General features: G+C 40.8%; 15 protein-coding genes. 11 read left to right on the forward strand and 4 right to left on the reverse strand.

Annotation, left to right across the window (positions count from 1 at the left end; all coding sequences use genetic code 11):
• The coding region (locus FTV41_RS12060) for a Tn3 family transposase (protein ID WP_373682959.1) at positions 1 to 1,963 on the forward strand (1,963 nt) is incomplete at its 5' end.
• A gap of 6 nt (positions 1,964 to 1,969) precedes the next feature.
• Entirely contained in the window at positions 1,970 to 2,200 is a 231-nt protein-coding gene (locus tag FTV41_RS12065) for a hypothetical protein (protein ID WP_150378268.1), read from the forward strand.
• A 327-nt stretch (positions 2,201 to 2,527) separates the two neighbouring features.
• On the opposite strand, the gene FTV41_RS12070 is transcribed toward FTV41_RS12065, so the two are convergent.
• Genes FTV41_RS12070 through FTV41_RS12080 form a run of 3 tightly spaced genes read right to left on the reverse strand, consistent with a single transcriptional unit; the run spans position 2,528 to position 8,549 of the window.
• On the reverse strand, positions 2,528 to 5,728 hold the full coding sequence (locus FTV41_RS12070; protein WP_151208140.1) for a site-specific integrase: 3,201 nt from the start codon (positions 5,726 to 5,728) through the stop codon (positions 2,528 to 2,530).
• A 4-nt stretch (positions 5,729 to 5,732) separates the two neighbouring features.
• On the reverse strand, positions 5,733 to 8,072 hold the full coding sequence (locus tag FTV41_RS12075) for a hypothetical protein (RefSeq protein ID WP_179996606.1): 2,340 nt from the start codon (positions 8,070 to 8,072) through the stop codon (positions 5,733 to 5,735).
• 12 nt (positions 8,073 to 8,084) lie between these two features.
• A complete protein-coding gene (locus tag FTV41_RS12080) occupies positions 8,085 to 8,549 on the reverse strand; it encodes a hypothetical protein (RefSeq protein ID WP_000911011.1) in 465 nt (154 codons plus the stop codon).
• Positions 8,550 to 8,823: 274 nt separating this feature from the next.
• Here FTV41_RS12080 and FTV41_RS12085 point away from each other — a divergent pair, with 274 nt between their 5' ends.
• The 6 genes from FTV41_RS12085 to FTV41_RS12110 all read left to right on the forward strand — a co-directional run bounded on the left by FTV41_RS12085 (position 8,824) and on the right by FTV41_RS12110 (position 12,686).
• Positions 8,824 to 8,991, forward strand: coding sequence for a YhfG family protein (locus tag FTV41_RS12085; protein ID WP_005245168.1), 168 nt, complete (start codon positions 8,824 to 8,826; stop codon positions 8,989 to 8,991).
• 12 nt (positions 8,992 to 9,003) lie between these two features.
• Complete coding sequence (locus FTV41_RS12090) at positions 9,004 to 9,600, forward strand: putative adenosine monophosphate-protein transferase Fic (protein WP_004658347.1); 597 nt, start codon at positions 9,004 to 9,006, stop codon at positions 9,598 to 9,600.
• Between the two features lie 213 nt (positions 9,601 to 9,813).
• Complete coding sequence (locus FTV41_RS12095; protein WP_004762545.1) at positions 9,814 to 10,197, forward strand: transposase; 384 nt, start codon at positions 9,814 to 9,816, stop codon at positions 10,195 to 10,197.
• Positions 10,194 to 10,529, forward strand: coding sequence for an IS66 family insertion sequence element accessory protein TnpB (gene tnpB / locus FTV41_RS12100; protein WP_004691519.1), 336 nt, complete (start codon positions 10,194 to 10,196; stop codon positions 10,527 to 10,529). The genes FTV41_RS12095 and tnpB overlap by 4 nt, the downstream gene beginning before the upstream one ends.
• A 74-nt stretch (positions 10,530 to 10,603) precedes the next feature.
• Entirely contained in the window at positions 10,604 to 12,208 is a 1,605-nt protein-coding gene (locus FTV41_RS12105; RefSeq protein ID WP_150378078.1) for an IS66 family transposase, read from the forward strand.
• A gap of 220 nt (positions 12,209 to 12,428) precedes the next feature.
• Positions 12,429 to 12,686, forward strand: coding sequence for a hypothetical protein (locus FTV41_RS12110; RefSeq protein ID WP_179996607.1), 258 nt, complete (start codon positions 12,429 to 12,431; stop codon positions 12,684 to 12,686).
• 134 nt (positions 12,687 to 12,820) lie between these two features.
• Here FTV41_RS12110 and FTV41_RS12115 read toward each other — a convergent pair whose 3' ends face one another.
• On the reverse strand, positions 12,821 to 13,525 hold the full coding sequence (locus FTV41_RS12115) for an IS6-like element IS1008 family transposase (RefSeq protein WP_020753605.1): 705 nt from the start codon (positions 13,523 to 13,525) through the stop codon (positions 12,821 to 12,823).
• Between the two features lie 24 nt (positions 13,526 to 13,549).
• Between FTV41_RS12115 and FTV41_RS12120 the strand changes: the two genes are divergently transcribed.
• From FTV41_RS12120 to msr(E), 3 genes are all read left to right on the forward strand, one after another.
• A complete protein-coding gene (locus tag FTV41_RS12120) occupies positions 13,550 to 13,864 on the forward strand; it encodes a type II toxin-antitoxin system RelE/ParE family toxin (RefSeq protein WP_179996614.1) in 315 nt (104 codons plus the stop codon).
• On the forward strand, positions 13,857 to 14,129 hold the full coding sequence (nadS, locus tag FTV41_RS12125) for a NadS family protein (protein ID WP_000369781.1): 273 nt from the start codon (positions 13,857 to 13,859) through the stop codon (positions 14,127 to 14,129). Before FTV41_RS12120 ends, nadS begins: the two co-directional genes overlap by 8 nt.
• 492 nt (positions 14,130 to 14,621) lie before the next feature.
• Positions 14,622 to 16,097: an ABC-F type ribosomal protection protein Msr(E) gene (gene msr(E), locus FTV41_RS12130; protein WP_000052512.1), complete on the forward strand. Its 1,476-nt coding sequence runs from the start codon at positions 14,622 to 14,624 to the stop codon at positions 16,095 to 16,097.
• Positions 16,098 to 16,107 lie beyond the last annotated feature (10 nt).

Raw genomic sequence — 16,107 nt, forward strand, 5'->3', positions numbered from 1 at the left:
AGTACCAGCGTACGGCCCACAGAATGATGTCACGCTGAAAATGCCGGCCTTTGAATGGGTTCATGTGCAGCTCCATCAGCAAAAGGGGATGATAAGTTTATCACCACCGACTATTTGCAACAGTGCCATCGCGAGTGGGTCAGGGTGGGACGGCTTAAAAACCCTTGTTGCAATGGCAACCAGGCTGACCGCCACCATGGCCGACGATCCGCTCAATCATGTGCTCGACGGTTATCACCGCTTCCGCCGATACGCTCCACGCATGTTGCGCCTGCTCGATCTGCGAGCTGCGCCCGTTGCACTGCCGCTTCTGGAAGCGGTGACGGCCCTTCGTACCGGTTTGAACGATGCCGCGATGACCAGCTTCTTGCGGCCCAGCTCGAAATGGCATCGCCACCTTCGGGCCCAGAGGGCTGGCGACGCTCGCCTATGGGAGATCGCGGTGCTGTTCCATCTGCGCGATGCGTTCCGCTCCGGAGATGTCTGGCTTACTAGGTCCCGGCGCTATGGCGATCTGAAACACGCACTCGTTCCGGCACAATCCATCGCGGAAGGCGGTCGTCTCGCTGTGCCATTGCGGCCGGAGGAATGGCTGGCAGACCGGCAAGCTCGCCTCGACATGCGGTTGCGCGAGCTTGGCCGTGCCGCTCGCGCAGGCACGATCCCGGGCGGGTCGATTGAAAACGGCGTTCTGCATATCGAGAAACTCGAAGCCGCCGCGCCGACAGGCGCCGAAGATCTGGTGCTCGATCTCTACAAGCAGATCCCGCCCACGCGCATCACCGATCTCCTGCTGGAGGTGGATGCGGCGACCGGCTTCACCGAAGCGTTCACCCATCTGCGCACAGGAGCACCCTGCGCTGACCGGATCGGGCTAATGAACGTTATCTTGGCGGAAGGGATCAACCTCGGCTTGCGCAAAATGGCGGATGCGACAAACACCCACACCTTCTGGGAATTGATCCGCATTGGACGGTGGCATGTCGAGGGCGAAGCCTATGACCGGGCGCTGGCCATGGTGGTCGAGGCACAGGCAGCGTTACCCATGGCCCGGTTCTGGGGCATGGGCACGTCGGCTTCGAGCGACGGACAGTTCTTCGTCGCTACAGAGCAAGGTGAGGCCATGAACCTGGTCAACGCGAAATATGGCAATACCCCGGGCCTGAAAGCCTATAGCCACGTCTCCGACCAATATGCGCCGTTCGCAACCCAGGTGATTCCTGCAACGGCAAGCGAAGCGCCTTACATCCTCGATGGCCTGCTGATGAACGATGCTGGACGCCATATCCGCGAGCAGTTCACCGACACGGGCGGCTTCACCGATCACGTCTTTGCCGCATGTGCCATTCTCGGCTACCGGTTCGCTCCGCGCATCCGCGACCTGCCATCCAAACGGCTCTACGCGTTCAATCCGTCGGCCGCCCCGGCGCACCTGCGAGCGTTGATCGGCGGAAAGGTCAACCAAGCCATGATCGAGCGCAATTGGCCCGACATCCTGCGCATCGCCGCCACCATTGCTGCCGGGACCGTCGCGCCAAGCCAGATTCTGCGGAAACTCGCCTCCTATCCGCGGCAGAACGAGCTCGCGACAGCCCTGCGGGAAGTCGGTCGCGTCGAGCGCACCCTGTTCATGATCGACTGGATTCTGGATGCCGAACTCCAACGGCGTGCCCAGATCGGGCTCAACAAAGGCGAAGCTCATCATGCGCTGAAGCGGGCAATCAGCTTCCACCGCCGCGGTGAAATCCGCGACCGTTCCGCCGAAGGCCAGCATTACCGCATCGCCGGCATGAATCTGCTCGCCGCCATCATCATCTTCTGGAACACCATGAAGCTCGGCGAGGTCGTTGCAAACCAGAAACGCGATGGAAAGCTGCTATCGCCCGATCTCTTGGCCCATGTTTCGCCGCTCGGATGGGAACACATCAATCTCACCGGAGAATATCGCTGGCCAAAGCCTTAGCGTAGGATTCCGCCCCCTCCCGCAAACGACCCCTTAACTGACGAACAACTCGCACAAATTCTTATCCCGAAACGATTTGTACCACCTACTCCACCTGAACATGAAGGCAAGAATATGGTCTATGTATTTGATAGTGAGGATAAGTTTGAACTGACTTATGATGAGCTGGTGGAAATCATTAGCAAAGCTAGAATGGCTGGTCCGAAGTTGATACCTGTCTTAGGCACCGTGAATTAAATTGTGCAGTGTTCGCACGCCACTTGAAACATAACTTGATTGGAAATGAATTTGGGCTGAGAAAAATTCAGTTCAAATTTAACCTGACGGGCACACTAAAAAATGGGTAATTGTCAGATCGAGTTTGGACTACAACACTTTAGCTCATCGATTTACCAAAGTGCTAATCTTTACACTATTGTCTAAAATCCAGTGACCAAATTGTGATGCTAAAGCTTTTAAATTCCCTTTATTATGAATCAAAGTTAGTATGATGCTTTTCATAAAGACAGTTTACTTATAACCAGAGAGATTTTTAAACAATTCCCCCTTTTCAGTTTGCTTAGGCTATTTGATCCAGAGTTCATCTTTTTGCATCATTTTTAACATTAAATTAAATATAACCAGCGGAGTAACATTTTTTTTGTTAGAGCCGACAACTCTTTGAAAACTAAATTTAACGGTTCGCTCAGGAGCATCCAAATTAACTGGGTAGTTTTGTTTTTCTAAATACAGATGATCTCCTAACATTGGCTCTATACCAGTAATAAAATTAACAATTTGTTGCTCATCACCTTTCATTCGGCATTGAAAATGTAGAAAATTCTTACGCAGTTTTCCAAATAATAATAATATTTTAAGCGCCTTAACCATGTTCTTTTCTTTCAGTGCATCTTGCTGCCTATCATCTTTATAATGAAAATCAAGGAGAGGAATTATTTCATCTGGACGAGTCAGTTTTTTAGCCTTTTCGTAAAGTTCATCAAACCAACTCTCTTCTAAATTCTTACTATAAACATAATTCGTTTTTAAATTAAATTTTTGGCGATCCATCCATTTAGTGCTCATCCATTGACATCGTTGCATCCATTCTTGAGCTTGGGTATCTTCGCTTAAACGACCTTCTCTAAAACTTATCAAACGTTGAAAAGGTGTCAGAGTACTCTTCTCTATACTAAACTTCTTTTCTTGTCGGCCAGCCATCGTAACTGGCTGTGTTTGCTGATAAGAATTAAACCATTTCTGCTGCTGAGTATAACGATTTAGGTTTATGTAGTCTGTACTTGACTTCACTGGACTAAAACACTGTTCTAATACTTTTTTTGAAATGATACACGGCGAATTATAAATTCGATCGACTGCTAATAAATCCAAAACATGAAGGTAATTTGAAGCCGTTTGCTCAATACTGCTATGCCCCATCCAAGAGGCGAGCACCTGCCATTTATGTTGAATAATCTCTTCTTGAGCACGTGCTTTCATACCAAACAATAAATCCCTCATCTTTTTTGCTTTTACCCAAGGACAATCTGTGTAGGTCTTGATCATTTCTTTTGAACCGAGCAAAGTTATTGCTAGATAGTTAGCAGCACTGTGGCGTAATGTATGAAAACTAAAGCCATGATGCATACCTAATATTTGACTAAACAAATCTACTGTAATTTTGCTGATACATTGATCAGTTAATACACGATGATTCACACTAAAAAGTAGATCATCCTGCTGATTAACCAAATATTGCTCATAACGATGTTGTATGTAACGTTGTACTACTAAAAACTCATGTTCTGACAATGCAATTTTCAATGGTATTTGACGATTCGCACTTCGCGTTTTCAGACGGCGATATGAATTGTCTTGGATATGAAGCGTGATATTATTAAAAACTGTATTTTCTTTTTCTTTATAAAGTAGCTCTGGGCAAATAATATCTTGTATTTTAAGACAACGAACTTCATTTAATCGAAGTCCAGTTCTATAACTTAGTAAATACATCAGCTTTAAACAACTCAGATGATCGACCCACTCTGATGCCGTTGGCTCTTGACTTAAATTTTCTAGTTTTTCCAATAATTTGCCAAATAGCAAAGGACTCACTAGCCGTGCATTGCAAATTTGTAAATGCTTAAAACTTGAATTCTGTAACACCAATACCCCTGGAGCATCATAATTCTCTATACAGAATTGATGAAAATCTTTTAGGCGACCAAAACGGTATTCTGCGCTTTGGTGCATCTTACGAGAGGTTTTTCCTTTCACCGAATCTCGTTGAACTGCTTTTTCATCACGTTCACTGCTGTATTTCAATAGCTGCCGATATAAATCCTCATAGTCATCTATGGATTGTTGCTTTAAATCTAATTTATTGAGCCAAATCTCAAATATAAATTCTTTGCCAAACGATCCTAAGTAGCTTTCAATAGTTGATAATTGAAGCCCTCGTTTTTTTAAATGCATTAACCAGTGAATTAAGCGTAGTTGAGCATCAATTAAAGACTTTTCCTCCGTATTAGCATCAACTATCTTCTCCTCTAACACCCTTCTAGTTTCTTGCCAAAAACGTAGCGTGCGTTCTTCTTTATTCCTCTTTTTATCTAAACGCTCAACTTTTTGACCTTTACGTTTCTTTTGACCAAACAACATCAACTCATACGGAATCGTTTGTAATTTGCTTTGAACAGTCGGAACTTCAGGAAGTAACTGCTCTTGTTCAAAATGAATAGGGCGATTATCTGCTTCTGTGACTTGATTGTAATCATTATTCCACAGCAATCTAAATTCGGATGGCCTTAAAGCAACAGTATTAATCTCTTGCTGAAGCACATTACTCAAAAATATATCTATGCTGAGGTTTGGATTAAATTCGAGTACCATTTGCACATCATTAAATGCACGAAATCCACGGCGTTTAATTTGATATTGCAGATCCCCAAGACTTTTTTTCCTGCCTATCTTACTCAAGCTTTCTAAAATACAATCTTCAACTGAATGTTGCAGACAAAATTCTTTCTGAGTAGCTTTCAACTTTTTTAAATATTGCAAAATGAACTGCGCATATGGGTTAAAAAAAACATGTTTCCATTGGTACAACTTTCCCTGTTCTACATCGTTGCCATATTGAGAGTTTTCAACACGATAATGTAGTAACAATGGATTAGTGATTTTTTTGTAGTCCGAATGGTATAACCGAAAACAATTCAGATCTGTACCAAGCTCAATGGCCTCCTGCAATTGCTTCTGAATAGCAATCAAATGCTGTTCATCTGCACAGCCTGAAATATATATAAAACTTAAGCATAAATTTCCCCATAAGTACTTTGGTTCATTCCAATATTCAAATGAATCTTGCCAATACTGCCTTAATTCCTTAAGTACATGGATATGTAGATGCCCCTGTTCTAACCGTGACTCTGTACTCTCAATTTTTCTAGGCAGTACGATCCGTTTAGTATGTGGATTTAGCTTAATTCTGTATGATTTTTTATCTACATTCTGGTTGAATTGCTTCCTTCTTTTATTAAATTCATCTTCAGTAAATTGCATCAGTTTTGATTGTTCGTCTCGGCTCAACTTTTGACTCAAACAATCAACACTATCTTTAATGTCATGCCATTTTTCAGCGATCAGCTGATCAAGTTTTTGCTGCATTTCTTTCGTCAATACTTCAGGTGGAGAAGGCTGTCTATCTAGCGACTTTTTCACCATTTTATGAATATCAACAAATAGATCATCTAGTTGTGGTTTTATTAGTTCTTTGATTTTTTGCATACAACTATTTTCGCTCTAAGTGTTTAATCGATAAAGATTTGACATTATCTTGCAATTGCTGGCGGGCTTGCTGTACATAGACATTCGGGATAAGTGAAGAATGCGGATGAAAAGCCTCTCGGTCACGTTGGTCATGACCATACAGGGCCTGAATTAAGTGAAAAGCTAATGCTAGTTTACCCTCTTGCTGCTCATGCATCAAAAAGTTCATGTCAAAATGACGTAACCAATTCGAATACATATTCTTTGGAAAGACTCCTTGCATATATGAATTCACCCATTTTCTCGATAAAGGGATTAACTTAATTTTCCTGCTCTGCCATTCTTTGACAGTTATCGGCAAGATATCTTTACTAAAAATGACCTTACCAAAAAGATCATTTACAGTTATCTTCTTCTTTGCAAAGACTTGTCTAAAAAATGAACCGTACGCTTCAATAATTTGTTCTAAAAAGGCAGTGTAATTTTGCAGTGTTTTTATGAAAAAATCAGATAAAGGGATAAAACGACCATCTTTTCTTGCTTTACTATTTTTTTTATCATTCACATATAAAAGCTTGAGCTCAACACAATAATCATCCAAATTCCCCAACAGGTTTTTTTTAGGCCGACTTGCCAAACTCAACAAACTGATATGCCACATCCAACACGCATATGCATTAAGTTGATTAATAATGTGCTTATCTTCTTGGATGTTTTCGTGACAATGTCTATGTAAAATATGGAATTGCTCTTTCACAAAATTGGGTTCAAGTGCCAGTTGGCTCCCTATCCTTCCTATAGATAATGCAGATTGCACTTTGAATTGTTGTTGCAATATTTTTAGTTCAGCCGTGTCTTCAGTAAAATGTGTGGAATGTGGTGTAAGTGCTTTTTCTAAAAAGGCTAGATATGTGCTACTGAGTTGAGTTTTCGGTAGCCCGCCATAATAGATACCAGGCATGTGATGCTGACTATCCCGCCCAGCAATTACATGAGCAAGATATTCATTATATGTTTCATAATATATATGAAAATATAATTGAGCCTGCAGTTTTTCTACAGTGATCGAACCTACAAACCGATTATCAAGCCAATTCTTAAGTTTCGTATTAATGTGTGTTGATGAAATTAGTGGATTCGATGCTTGTTCTATATAGTCAAACCAAGCAGAAGGTAAATGTAGTTGATGTGTCATCACTTCATTCCACCGCACATGATTTAAGCTCTTAATCTTCTGCTCTGTAATTTTAAGATTTAATTTGAGTAAATATTCGCGACGTCTACTTGAACCATTCTGGATCAAAATTCCATCTTGAATAAGCTCGTTAAAATCCATCAGTGCGACGGGTGATAATCCCGTCAAAAGTGACAATAAACATGCTGCAGCGATTGCAGCATCCCTCCAGTGCCCGGATAACTCGGTTCTCAACACATAAACAATTTGCTTCAGTATATCTGGCGCCAAATAATGTGGATTTGTAACAAAAGGAGCATGACGGCGCTGGCGATGCCGCATTAGATGCGTCGCATTATCGCTGAGTATATAATTTAAATTTTTAGACTTTTCATCTTCTGAATAAAACTCCATTTCAGGATCTAATAGATCAACTTCACCCTCTTCATCTTTGTGAAGAGCGGCATCATAAATACTGATCTTTGCGTTATGTCCAATATCTACTTGCTTACCCGTTTTAATTTCACGAAATTTTTTGAGTTCATTTTTCGTCGGCCATTGCAAAACTTTACTTTTTTTTGACTTACGCTGACGATGAACAACACGACGATCATCAAGTCTTTTAAAAATTATTAATAGAGCCGATAAATACTCTATGGCTTGTACTTGTTTGAAATCTTTAATATTAAAAAGTTGATTACGATCCTCCTTTTTCAAGTTACGTTCGTACATGACATAGCGATTTAGTAGCTCACTGCATTCTTGAAATAATTCAGCATGATTAGAATCCAGAACATATCGTGATACATAGCGAAAGAGATCACAAACATGTTTTTGCTTATTCTCAGCTTTATCAATTTTTGCAAATTCTTGATACTGCCGATATGTTAAAAAACTCGCTTGTAGAATCAAATAACGTTCAGACGACAGCTCTTGAGTATTACTAGTAGTCGGGCATGCAAAATAACTTAAAGAAGCTAGATAATAATATTTACCTAATTGTCTAGAACTAGATATATAGCCATATATCTGTTGTGCTTCCTTATATAGAGCATGGGCTTTTTCACGTAAATCATCTGATAGATCGACAAATTGTGTATTCACAACATGATTGCGTAATAAACAATAATCTTTTTGGAATTTTTCTGCTAAATCTAAGAATTGCTCTTCTGTTTCAATCTTTGGCATATTCGCTTTCGCTTAATTTTTTATCAAATTGCATTGGTTAAATTCATTACGATCTGAACAATTTGGTAAAAGTTGATCTTTTATTGAACTCTTTGTCAGCTTAAAAAATCTAGCAAAAAATTTAGCATCCAGCTCTTTCTGAGCTTTTCTCTCAAAGCACAAGTGTTGCTGTGATTTTTCGATAAAATCATCAAGATTATGTATCAACTGTAAGATTGCAACATAATTAGAATGTACACGTAAGCATGGCTCCGTTTGCATTAATAGCAATATTTTTTGCCAAATTTTCACATAGATTATTTTGAACTTTGCTTGTACTACTACTTTCTGGCTCTGTTTAATCTTTTTGATTTTCAGTAGTTCTGAGTTAATTTTTACTATCTTAAATTGAACATTTTGTCGCTCAAAGCAAAAGGGCATGATAAATTGCCCCATAAATATCTCTATATTTTTTACTAAATAGTCAAATTTTAACATTTTTATCGATATAAAAAATGAGCATATCTTTGTATATTAAAATTCATTTAATTTATCAACTAAATTTTCTCAAAATTACAATTATCAACAAATACATATGGTTTACTTATCATGGGTGGTCTAAATTTTAAAAATTCTTCCACTTTTTTTTAGTTTTCTGTTATTACATGAAACAATACCGTTGTATTACATTTTGAAATGCTGTGTATGCAGCATTGATCAAAAAGATTCTCTGCTATACTTACTTCACGTGTAGCATCAATGGAGTTTCGAAATGCTCAGAACCACTGAACAGAAAAAAAAATATATTCAAGCGACACGTGCGCAAAACTATCAAGCCAGCCTAAAGCTTGAAGGCATTACAACGACAGCTCAAACAAATCAACAAAGTAAAGCTGAAATCTTGCAAAAATATAAGAAGTATTCGCAACCCGAAACTTAGTCAGGTGCATGTATGGATAAATATGGGGAAATGGGTGACAGCCTGTATTGTTACCCTGGCACAAATATCCTAAAGAACAAACTCAATATTCATGATGAACAAATTTTAGAACAAGCTGAACTAGAACTGTCTGGATTGGCAAGTAACTTAATTGAATATGCTGAACCACCTTACGACTTACAATACTTAAAATCAATTCATGCGCAGCTCTTTGGCGACTTATACGACTGGGCAGGAAAGTTAAGACAAATCGATATTTCCAAAGGTGACACCCGTTTTTGTAATTTTTCCCGTATTGAAATTGAAACCAATAAACTACTCAAACCGCTTCAAGAAAAAAAATACTTTCAAGGCTTAGCACCACAACAACTGATTCCTCAACTTGCCGACTTGTATTGTGAGCTTAATGTCATACACCCATTCCGTGAAGGTAATGGACGTACACAACGGATTTTCTTTGAGCATCTGATTGCTCATTGTGGTTATGGTATTGATTGGTCTCGCATTGACTCTCAACAACAATGGATTCAAGCCAATATTGAAGGTTTTTATGGTAATTTAAATCCATTAATTAAGATTTTTGAAATATGCTTTATTCAAAATACCTAAAATTTAAGTAGTCGAAGCCCACAATCCTTAATGAGCCATCATCTTTGCTTCAATCCACTGATTAATTTCCCAAATAAACCAACAATCACGATTCTTAGAAATCTTAATACTCTTCGGGTAATTTAGGGTAAGCGTCCGCTGAACACACCTTATGAATTCATCCTATAAGCCTTAATTTAGTCCCCACTTAAAAACAAGTGGGGACTAAAATTTATGACTACAAATCACCAGACATCCATCGCATCTCTTGCGAAAAAACGAAGAACATACAGTGCTGAATTTAAACAGCAGATCGTTCAGGCTTGTAAAGCACCGGACGTTTCAATTGCTTCGGTCGCTTTGCAACATGGATTGAATACAAATCTTGTATCCAAATGGATTCGCTTAATTGATGGTAAGCCAGGGAATGATCGCTCACCACTACCGAATAAACCTGCATTTATTGCCTTATCTTGCTCTGCACCATTAGATCCTACTCCTACTGACATGTTAACGGTTCAAATTACTTTACCCCACTCAAAAGCAGAAATTGGCTTGAAATGGCAAGTATCAGAAATATCTGCTTTAGCAGAATTACTCAAGGCACTTGCAACATGATCCGCATTGATGAAATCTGGCTTTCTACCCAACCTCTGGATATGCGAGCAGGGATGGATACTATCATGGCTCAGGTGGTGAGAGCCTTTGGCTACATTAAACCGCATTGTGCTTACCTGTTCTGTAATAAACGTGGCCATCGCATGAAAGTGCTGGTACATGATGGACTGGGCATCTGGCTGTGTGCCCGGCGGCTGGAACAGGGAAAATTCCACTGGGCGCAGGTTCACCAGGGTGAAAGCATGGCGATCAGTCCGGAACAGTTACAGGCACTGATCCAGGGTTTACCTTGGCAGCGCATTGGACGACAGCAGGTGGTGACGATGCTCTAAACTAGGCTGGTCCATTCTGCTATTCTCCAAACGTTCTATTTCCTCTGCGTCATGACCTCAGGCATACTGCGGTCATGAATACGCTGCCAGACTTAAGCCAACTGACCCATGAACAACTGCTGGAATTTACCAGACAGTTGGCAATGCAGCATCAGTCTCTGGCACAATCAAATCAAGAATTAGAAAAATCAAACCAGCAATTGGATGCCAAAGTTCAACATCTTTCCATTCTCACGCAAAAATACGAGCATGAGCTCGCACTATTTAAACAGCACAAATTTGGCAGTAAAAACGAACATCTCACCACAAAACAAATCCACCTATGGGACGAAGCGGTCGAAGAAGATATCGCAGCAGTTGATTTGGAACTGGAGCGGCTGAATGCAGATAAAACCGATGCAGCGACAGAGAAAGCCACAGTCAACAAACCTAAACGTCGACTGCTGCCAGATCATCTACACACCATCCGTATTGAGCATGAACCTGCATCAACCCAATGCAGTTGTGGCTGCCAGTTACGTCGTATCGGCGAAGATATCAGTGAAAAACTGCATTTCAGACCAGCACAGTTCTACAAGGAACAGCATGTCCGTGGCAAATGGGTCTGTGATCAGTGCGACACTCTGACTCAGCAAGCGATGCCCGCCTATGTGATTGATAAAGGCATTGCTTCACCTGAACTGCTCAGCCATGTGCTGGTATCGAAGTATGCCGATCATTTGCCGCTGTACCGTCAGCGCCTGATCTATCAGCGGGCGGGCATTGATCTGTCCAGATCTACTTTATCTGACTGGATTGGTCGCTGCGGTGTGGAACTGGAACCTCTGGCCAATGCCTTAAAAGAGGTGGTGCTGCAACAGCAGGTGCTGCATGCAGATGAAACACCAGTCACCATTATGCGGATGGATGATGATGAGAAAAAACCGAAGAAAGGTTATGTCTGGGCCTATGCCACCACACAGTACAATCCAGTTCAAGCGGTGATCTATGACTTTCAGGATAGCCGTTCAGGCCAGCATGCTGCAGAGTTCTTGAAAGGCTGGCAGGGTTATCTAGTCTGTGATGATTACAGTGGTTATAAAGCACGCTTTAAATCAGGCCAGGTGATTGAGGTGGGCTGCATGGCCCATGCGCGTCGTAAATTCCATGAACTGCATGTGACCAAAAAAAGTCAGGTCGCTGAACAGGCATTAGTGCTGATTCAGAAACTGTATGCCATAGAAGCAGAACTCAGGAAAAAGACCGATAGTACAGCAGAACAGCGCCGCGAATACCGACAACAGCACAGCCAACCGGTGATGCAACAACTATATGAATGGCTCAACCAACATTATCTGACGGTACCATCGAGTTCTCCCACCGCCAAGGCCATCAATTACACGCTGAAGCGTTGGTCAGCTTTAAGCCGCTATCTGGATGATGGCAATCTACCCATTGACAATAACTGGGCAGAGAACTCAATGCGTCCCTGGGCATTGGGACGAAAGAACTGGCTATTTGCAGGTTCGCTGCGTAGTGGTCAACGAGCGGCCAATATCATGACTTTAATCCAGTCAGCAAAGCTGAATGGGCTGGATCCGTATGCCTATCTCAGTGATGTGCTGAAAAGGCTGCCGACACATAAAGCGACCCAAATAGAAGAATTACTGCCACATCGCTGGAAATCCAACTCAAATTAAAAAATAGGCATGGGGTTCAGCGGACGCTTACATAGATTGTTAACTTAGATAGACTTTTAAGCAATGTAACTTGCCGCATGTTTATCAACATATGTCTCAAAAAAGTCTGCCCATACATAGATTTATGGCGTTTAGTGCTTAAATTTCAGATTAATCTTCGTCTGATGACCTGAATGGATGTTACAGATTACATGCAGGTGAATTACTCTGTGGCTGTATCATGGCTTTTGTGCAATGCAATCCATTTGATCCGAATGTTCTCTTTTGCAATAAAGCAGCCTCTTCTGCTTTTCCTGAACCAACGAACTATGTCATTGATTTGATTCAACCGACAACAGTGATGCTGAATCAAATCTCCAAAGAAGGGATTAAATGCAAGAAATATGGTAAGAAAAAGATAGGGGATGGAAGTTATTATCCGTCTAATTGGAACCAGCCCATGAGTCGAGATCAGTTGAGTAAGAATCATTTTAAATGAATAAGAGAAGGATGGCTTACCTCACTTCTCCGAATAACAATGCTATGCTTTTCAACCAAGGTTATAAATTGGCAACTACATTGGCACTGTTGCAAATAGTGATTTGAGTCGATGATGTTCCCTTTAAAAAGTGCTTAGAGACCGAAAACCCTGTTGATTAGACACACTTCACCCTGAGGCTGACCATAATAAAATGACGATGCTTGTCCTTTACGTAGTGCACGCATGACTTCAATACCTTTAATTGTGGCATAAGCAGTCTTCATAGATTTGAATCCTAATGTGGCCCTGATGATTCGCTTTAACTTACCATGATCACATTCAATGACATTATTTTTATACTTAATCTGCCTGTGCTCAATATCTACTGGACATTTTCCTTCTCGCTTTAATCGTGATAAAGCATGGCCATAGGTCGCTGCTTTATCTGTATTGATGACCCGTGGAATTTGCCATTTTTTCACCGTATTGAAGATCTTTCCTAGAAAACTATAGGCTGATTTACTGTTCCGTCTAGCGGAAAGGTAAAAGTCAATCGTATGACCCTGTTGATCAACTGCACGATACAGGTAAGTCCATCGCCCCTTCACTTTGATATAAGTCTCATCCATATGCCATGAATGTAAATCTGTAGGATTACGCCAATACCAGCGTAACCGTTTTTCCATTTCTGGAGCATAACGCTGAACCCAACGATAAATTGTACTGTGATCCACATTTATGCCTCGTTCAGCGAGCATTTCTTGAAGTTCACGATAGCTGATGCCATATTTACAATACCAACGAACAGCCCAAAGAATGATTTCACCTTGAAAGTGCCGACCGTGGAAGGGATTCATCTGCTGTATCTCGAAATAAATAAGATATTTAGCTTATCATGTCAGCCTATTTGCAACAGTGCCCTTGTATCTGATGAGGAATATCGTCAACTTCAGCAAGATCTTTTGGTACAGCCTGATAGAGGTGACCTAATCAAGAATGGCGGTGGTATTCGCAAAGTACGTTGTGCTCAAGGTAACAAAGGGAAAAGTGGTGGGATACGGGTGATTTATTATTGGGTCACCGAGGATGATCAGATCTTTTTCTTAGTGGCTTATCCAAAATCAGTAAAAGATAATTTAACAGATAAGGAAACCGCCATTCTGCACCAACTCGTGAAGGAGCAATTTCATGGATAACAACTTATTTGATGACTTGGTTGCTTCAATCAAAGAAGCTGGAGCTATCAAACGTAAAGAAGTTAAAGCAAGCCGAGTTACAGAACTCGAATTGCCTGATATTAAAGAAGTACGTGAAAAAACTGGCTTGAGCCAAAATGAATTTGCTGCACGTCTACATATTAGCCCCCGTACCCTGCAAAATTGGGAACAGGGACGACGCTATCCAACTGGACCAGCAGCTACATTGATTCGAATTTTAGATGCTCACCCAAGCCTTATTTGAAAAAATTACTTAAAAAATGGGAGCTTAAGGCTCCCATTTTTATTTCGTATAAGGTGTATTATGTTAATTTTAGAAAATCTTCACTACTATTATTTTAAAATAAGCCTTATATCCAAGCATAAAACAAGGTTGTCTAGACTTCTTTTAACAGTAAAGTTATCATAAAACTGAATTTTATTTTTTAGGTAAGTTTATGCATTCTATCCGCATTCGTTAAGACACAACTATTTGCATAGTGACACTATTTTATAATGGTGGGCTTTTGTTGTGTCTTTAAGAATATATGCGGATATATAAAGTAAAAGTATGCTTAATTTATAAGTATGCTTTTAGTGCATAGTTTCCAGTTATAACTTAATTGACTAGCTATTTGTCCACCCTGTGGATGAATAGCTTTTTTTTTGGGAGGACACTGTGATGCTAGCTTTTGTTTTCACCTAAATCCTGTTTGCTGCATAAAAAATTTCAAGAGCTAAACAGGAGTAAATAAAAATGAGTTTAATTATTAAAGCGAGAAACATACGCTTGGATTATGCTGGGCGTGATGTTTTGGATATTGATGAATTGGAAATTCACTCTTATGACCGTATTGGTCTTGTGGGTGATAACGGAGCAGGAAAGAGTAGTTTACTCAAAGTACTTAATGGCGAAATTGTTTTAGCCGAAGCGACATTACAGCGTTTTGGTGATTTTGCACATATCAGCCAACTGGGCGGAATCGAAATAGAAACGGTCGAAGACCGGGCAATGTTATCTCGCCTTGGTGTTTCCAATGTACAAAACGACACAATGAGTGGCGGAGAGGAAACTCGTGCAAAAATTGCTGCCGCATTTTCCCAACAAGTACATGGCATTCTAGCGGATGAACCAACCAGCCACCTTGATCTCAATGGAATAGATCTACTTATTGGTCAACTTAAAGCATTTGATGGAGCATTACTTGTTATCAGTCATGACCGATATTTTCTTGATATGGTTGTAGACAAGATATGGGAGTTAAAAGACGGTAAAATTACGGAATATTGGGGTGGTTACTCGGATTACTTGCGTCAAAAAGAAGAAGAGCGACAACACCAAGCCGTAGAATATGAGCTGATGATGAAGGAACGGGAGCGATTAGAATCTGCTGTGCAAGAAAAACGCCAGCAAGCTAATCGATTAGACAATAAGAAAAAAGGAGAAAAATCCAAAAACTCTACCGAAAGTGCTGGACGACTTGGGCATGCAAAAATGACTGGCACCAAGCAAAGAAAACTGTATCAGGCAGCTAAGAGTATGGAAAAGCGTTTGGCTGCATTAGAAGATATTCAAGCACCAGAGCATTTGCGTTCTATTCGTTTTCGTCAAAGTTCAGCCCTAGAACTGCACAATAAGTTCCCGATTACGGCAGATGGTCTGAGCTTAAAATTTGGTAGCCGTACTATCTTTGATGACGCTAACTTTATAATACCGCTTGGCGCTAAAGTCGCTATAACTGGATCGAATGGAACAGGGAAAACGTCCTTGTTAAAAATGATATCAGAACGTGCTGATGGATTAACCATATCTCCAAAAGCTGAAATTGGCTACTTTACACAAACAGGATATAAATTTAACACGCATAAATCTGTGCTCTCCTTTATGCAGGAAGAGTGCGAGTACACAGTTGCGGAAATTCGTGCAGTATTGGCTTCAATGGGGATCGGAGCGAATGATATTCAAAAAAACTTATCCGACTTATCGGGAGGTGAAATCATCAAACTGCTTTTATCCAAAATGCTTTTAGGAAAATATAATATTTTGCTTATGGATGAACCAGGAAACTATCTTGACCTAAAAAGTATTGCCGCATTAGAAACAATGATGAAGTCCTATGCAGGAACTATTATCTTCGTATCTCATGACAAGCAATTGGTCGATAATATTGCTGACATTATCTACGAGATCAAAGACCACAAAATCATCAAGACTTTTGAGAGAGATTGTTAATGATAGCCAA

Source organism: Acinetobacter sp. YH16051 (genome assembly GCF_013417135.1).
Classification (GTDB): Bacteria; Pseudomonadota; Gammaproteobacteria; order Pseudomonadales; family Moraxellaceae; genus Acinetobacter; species Acinetobacter towneri.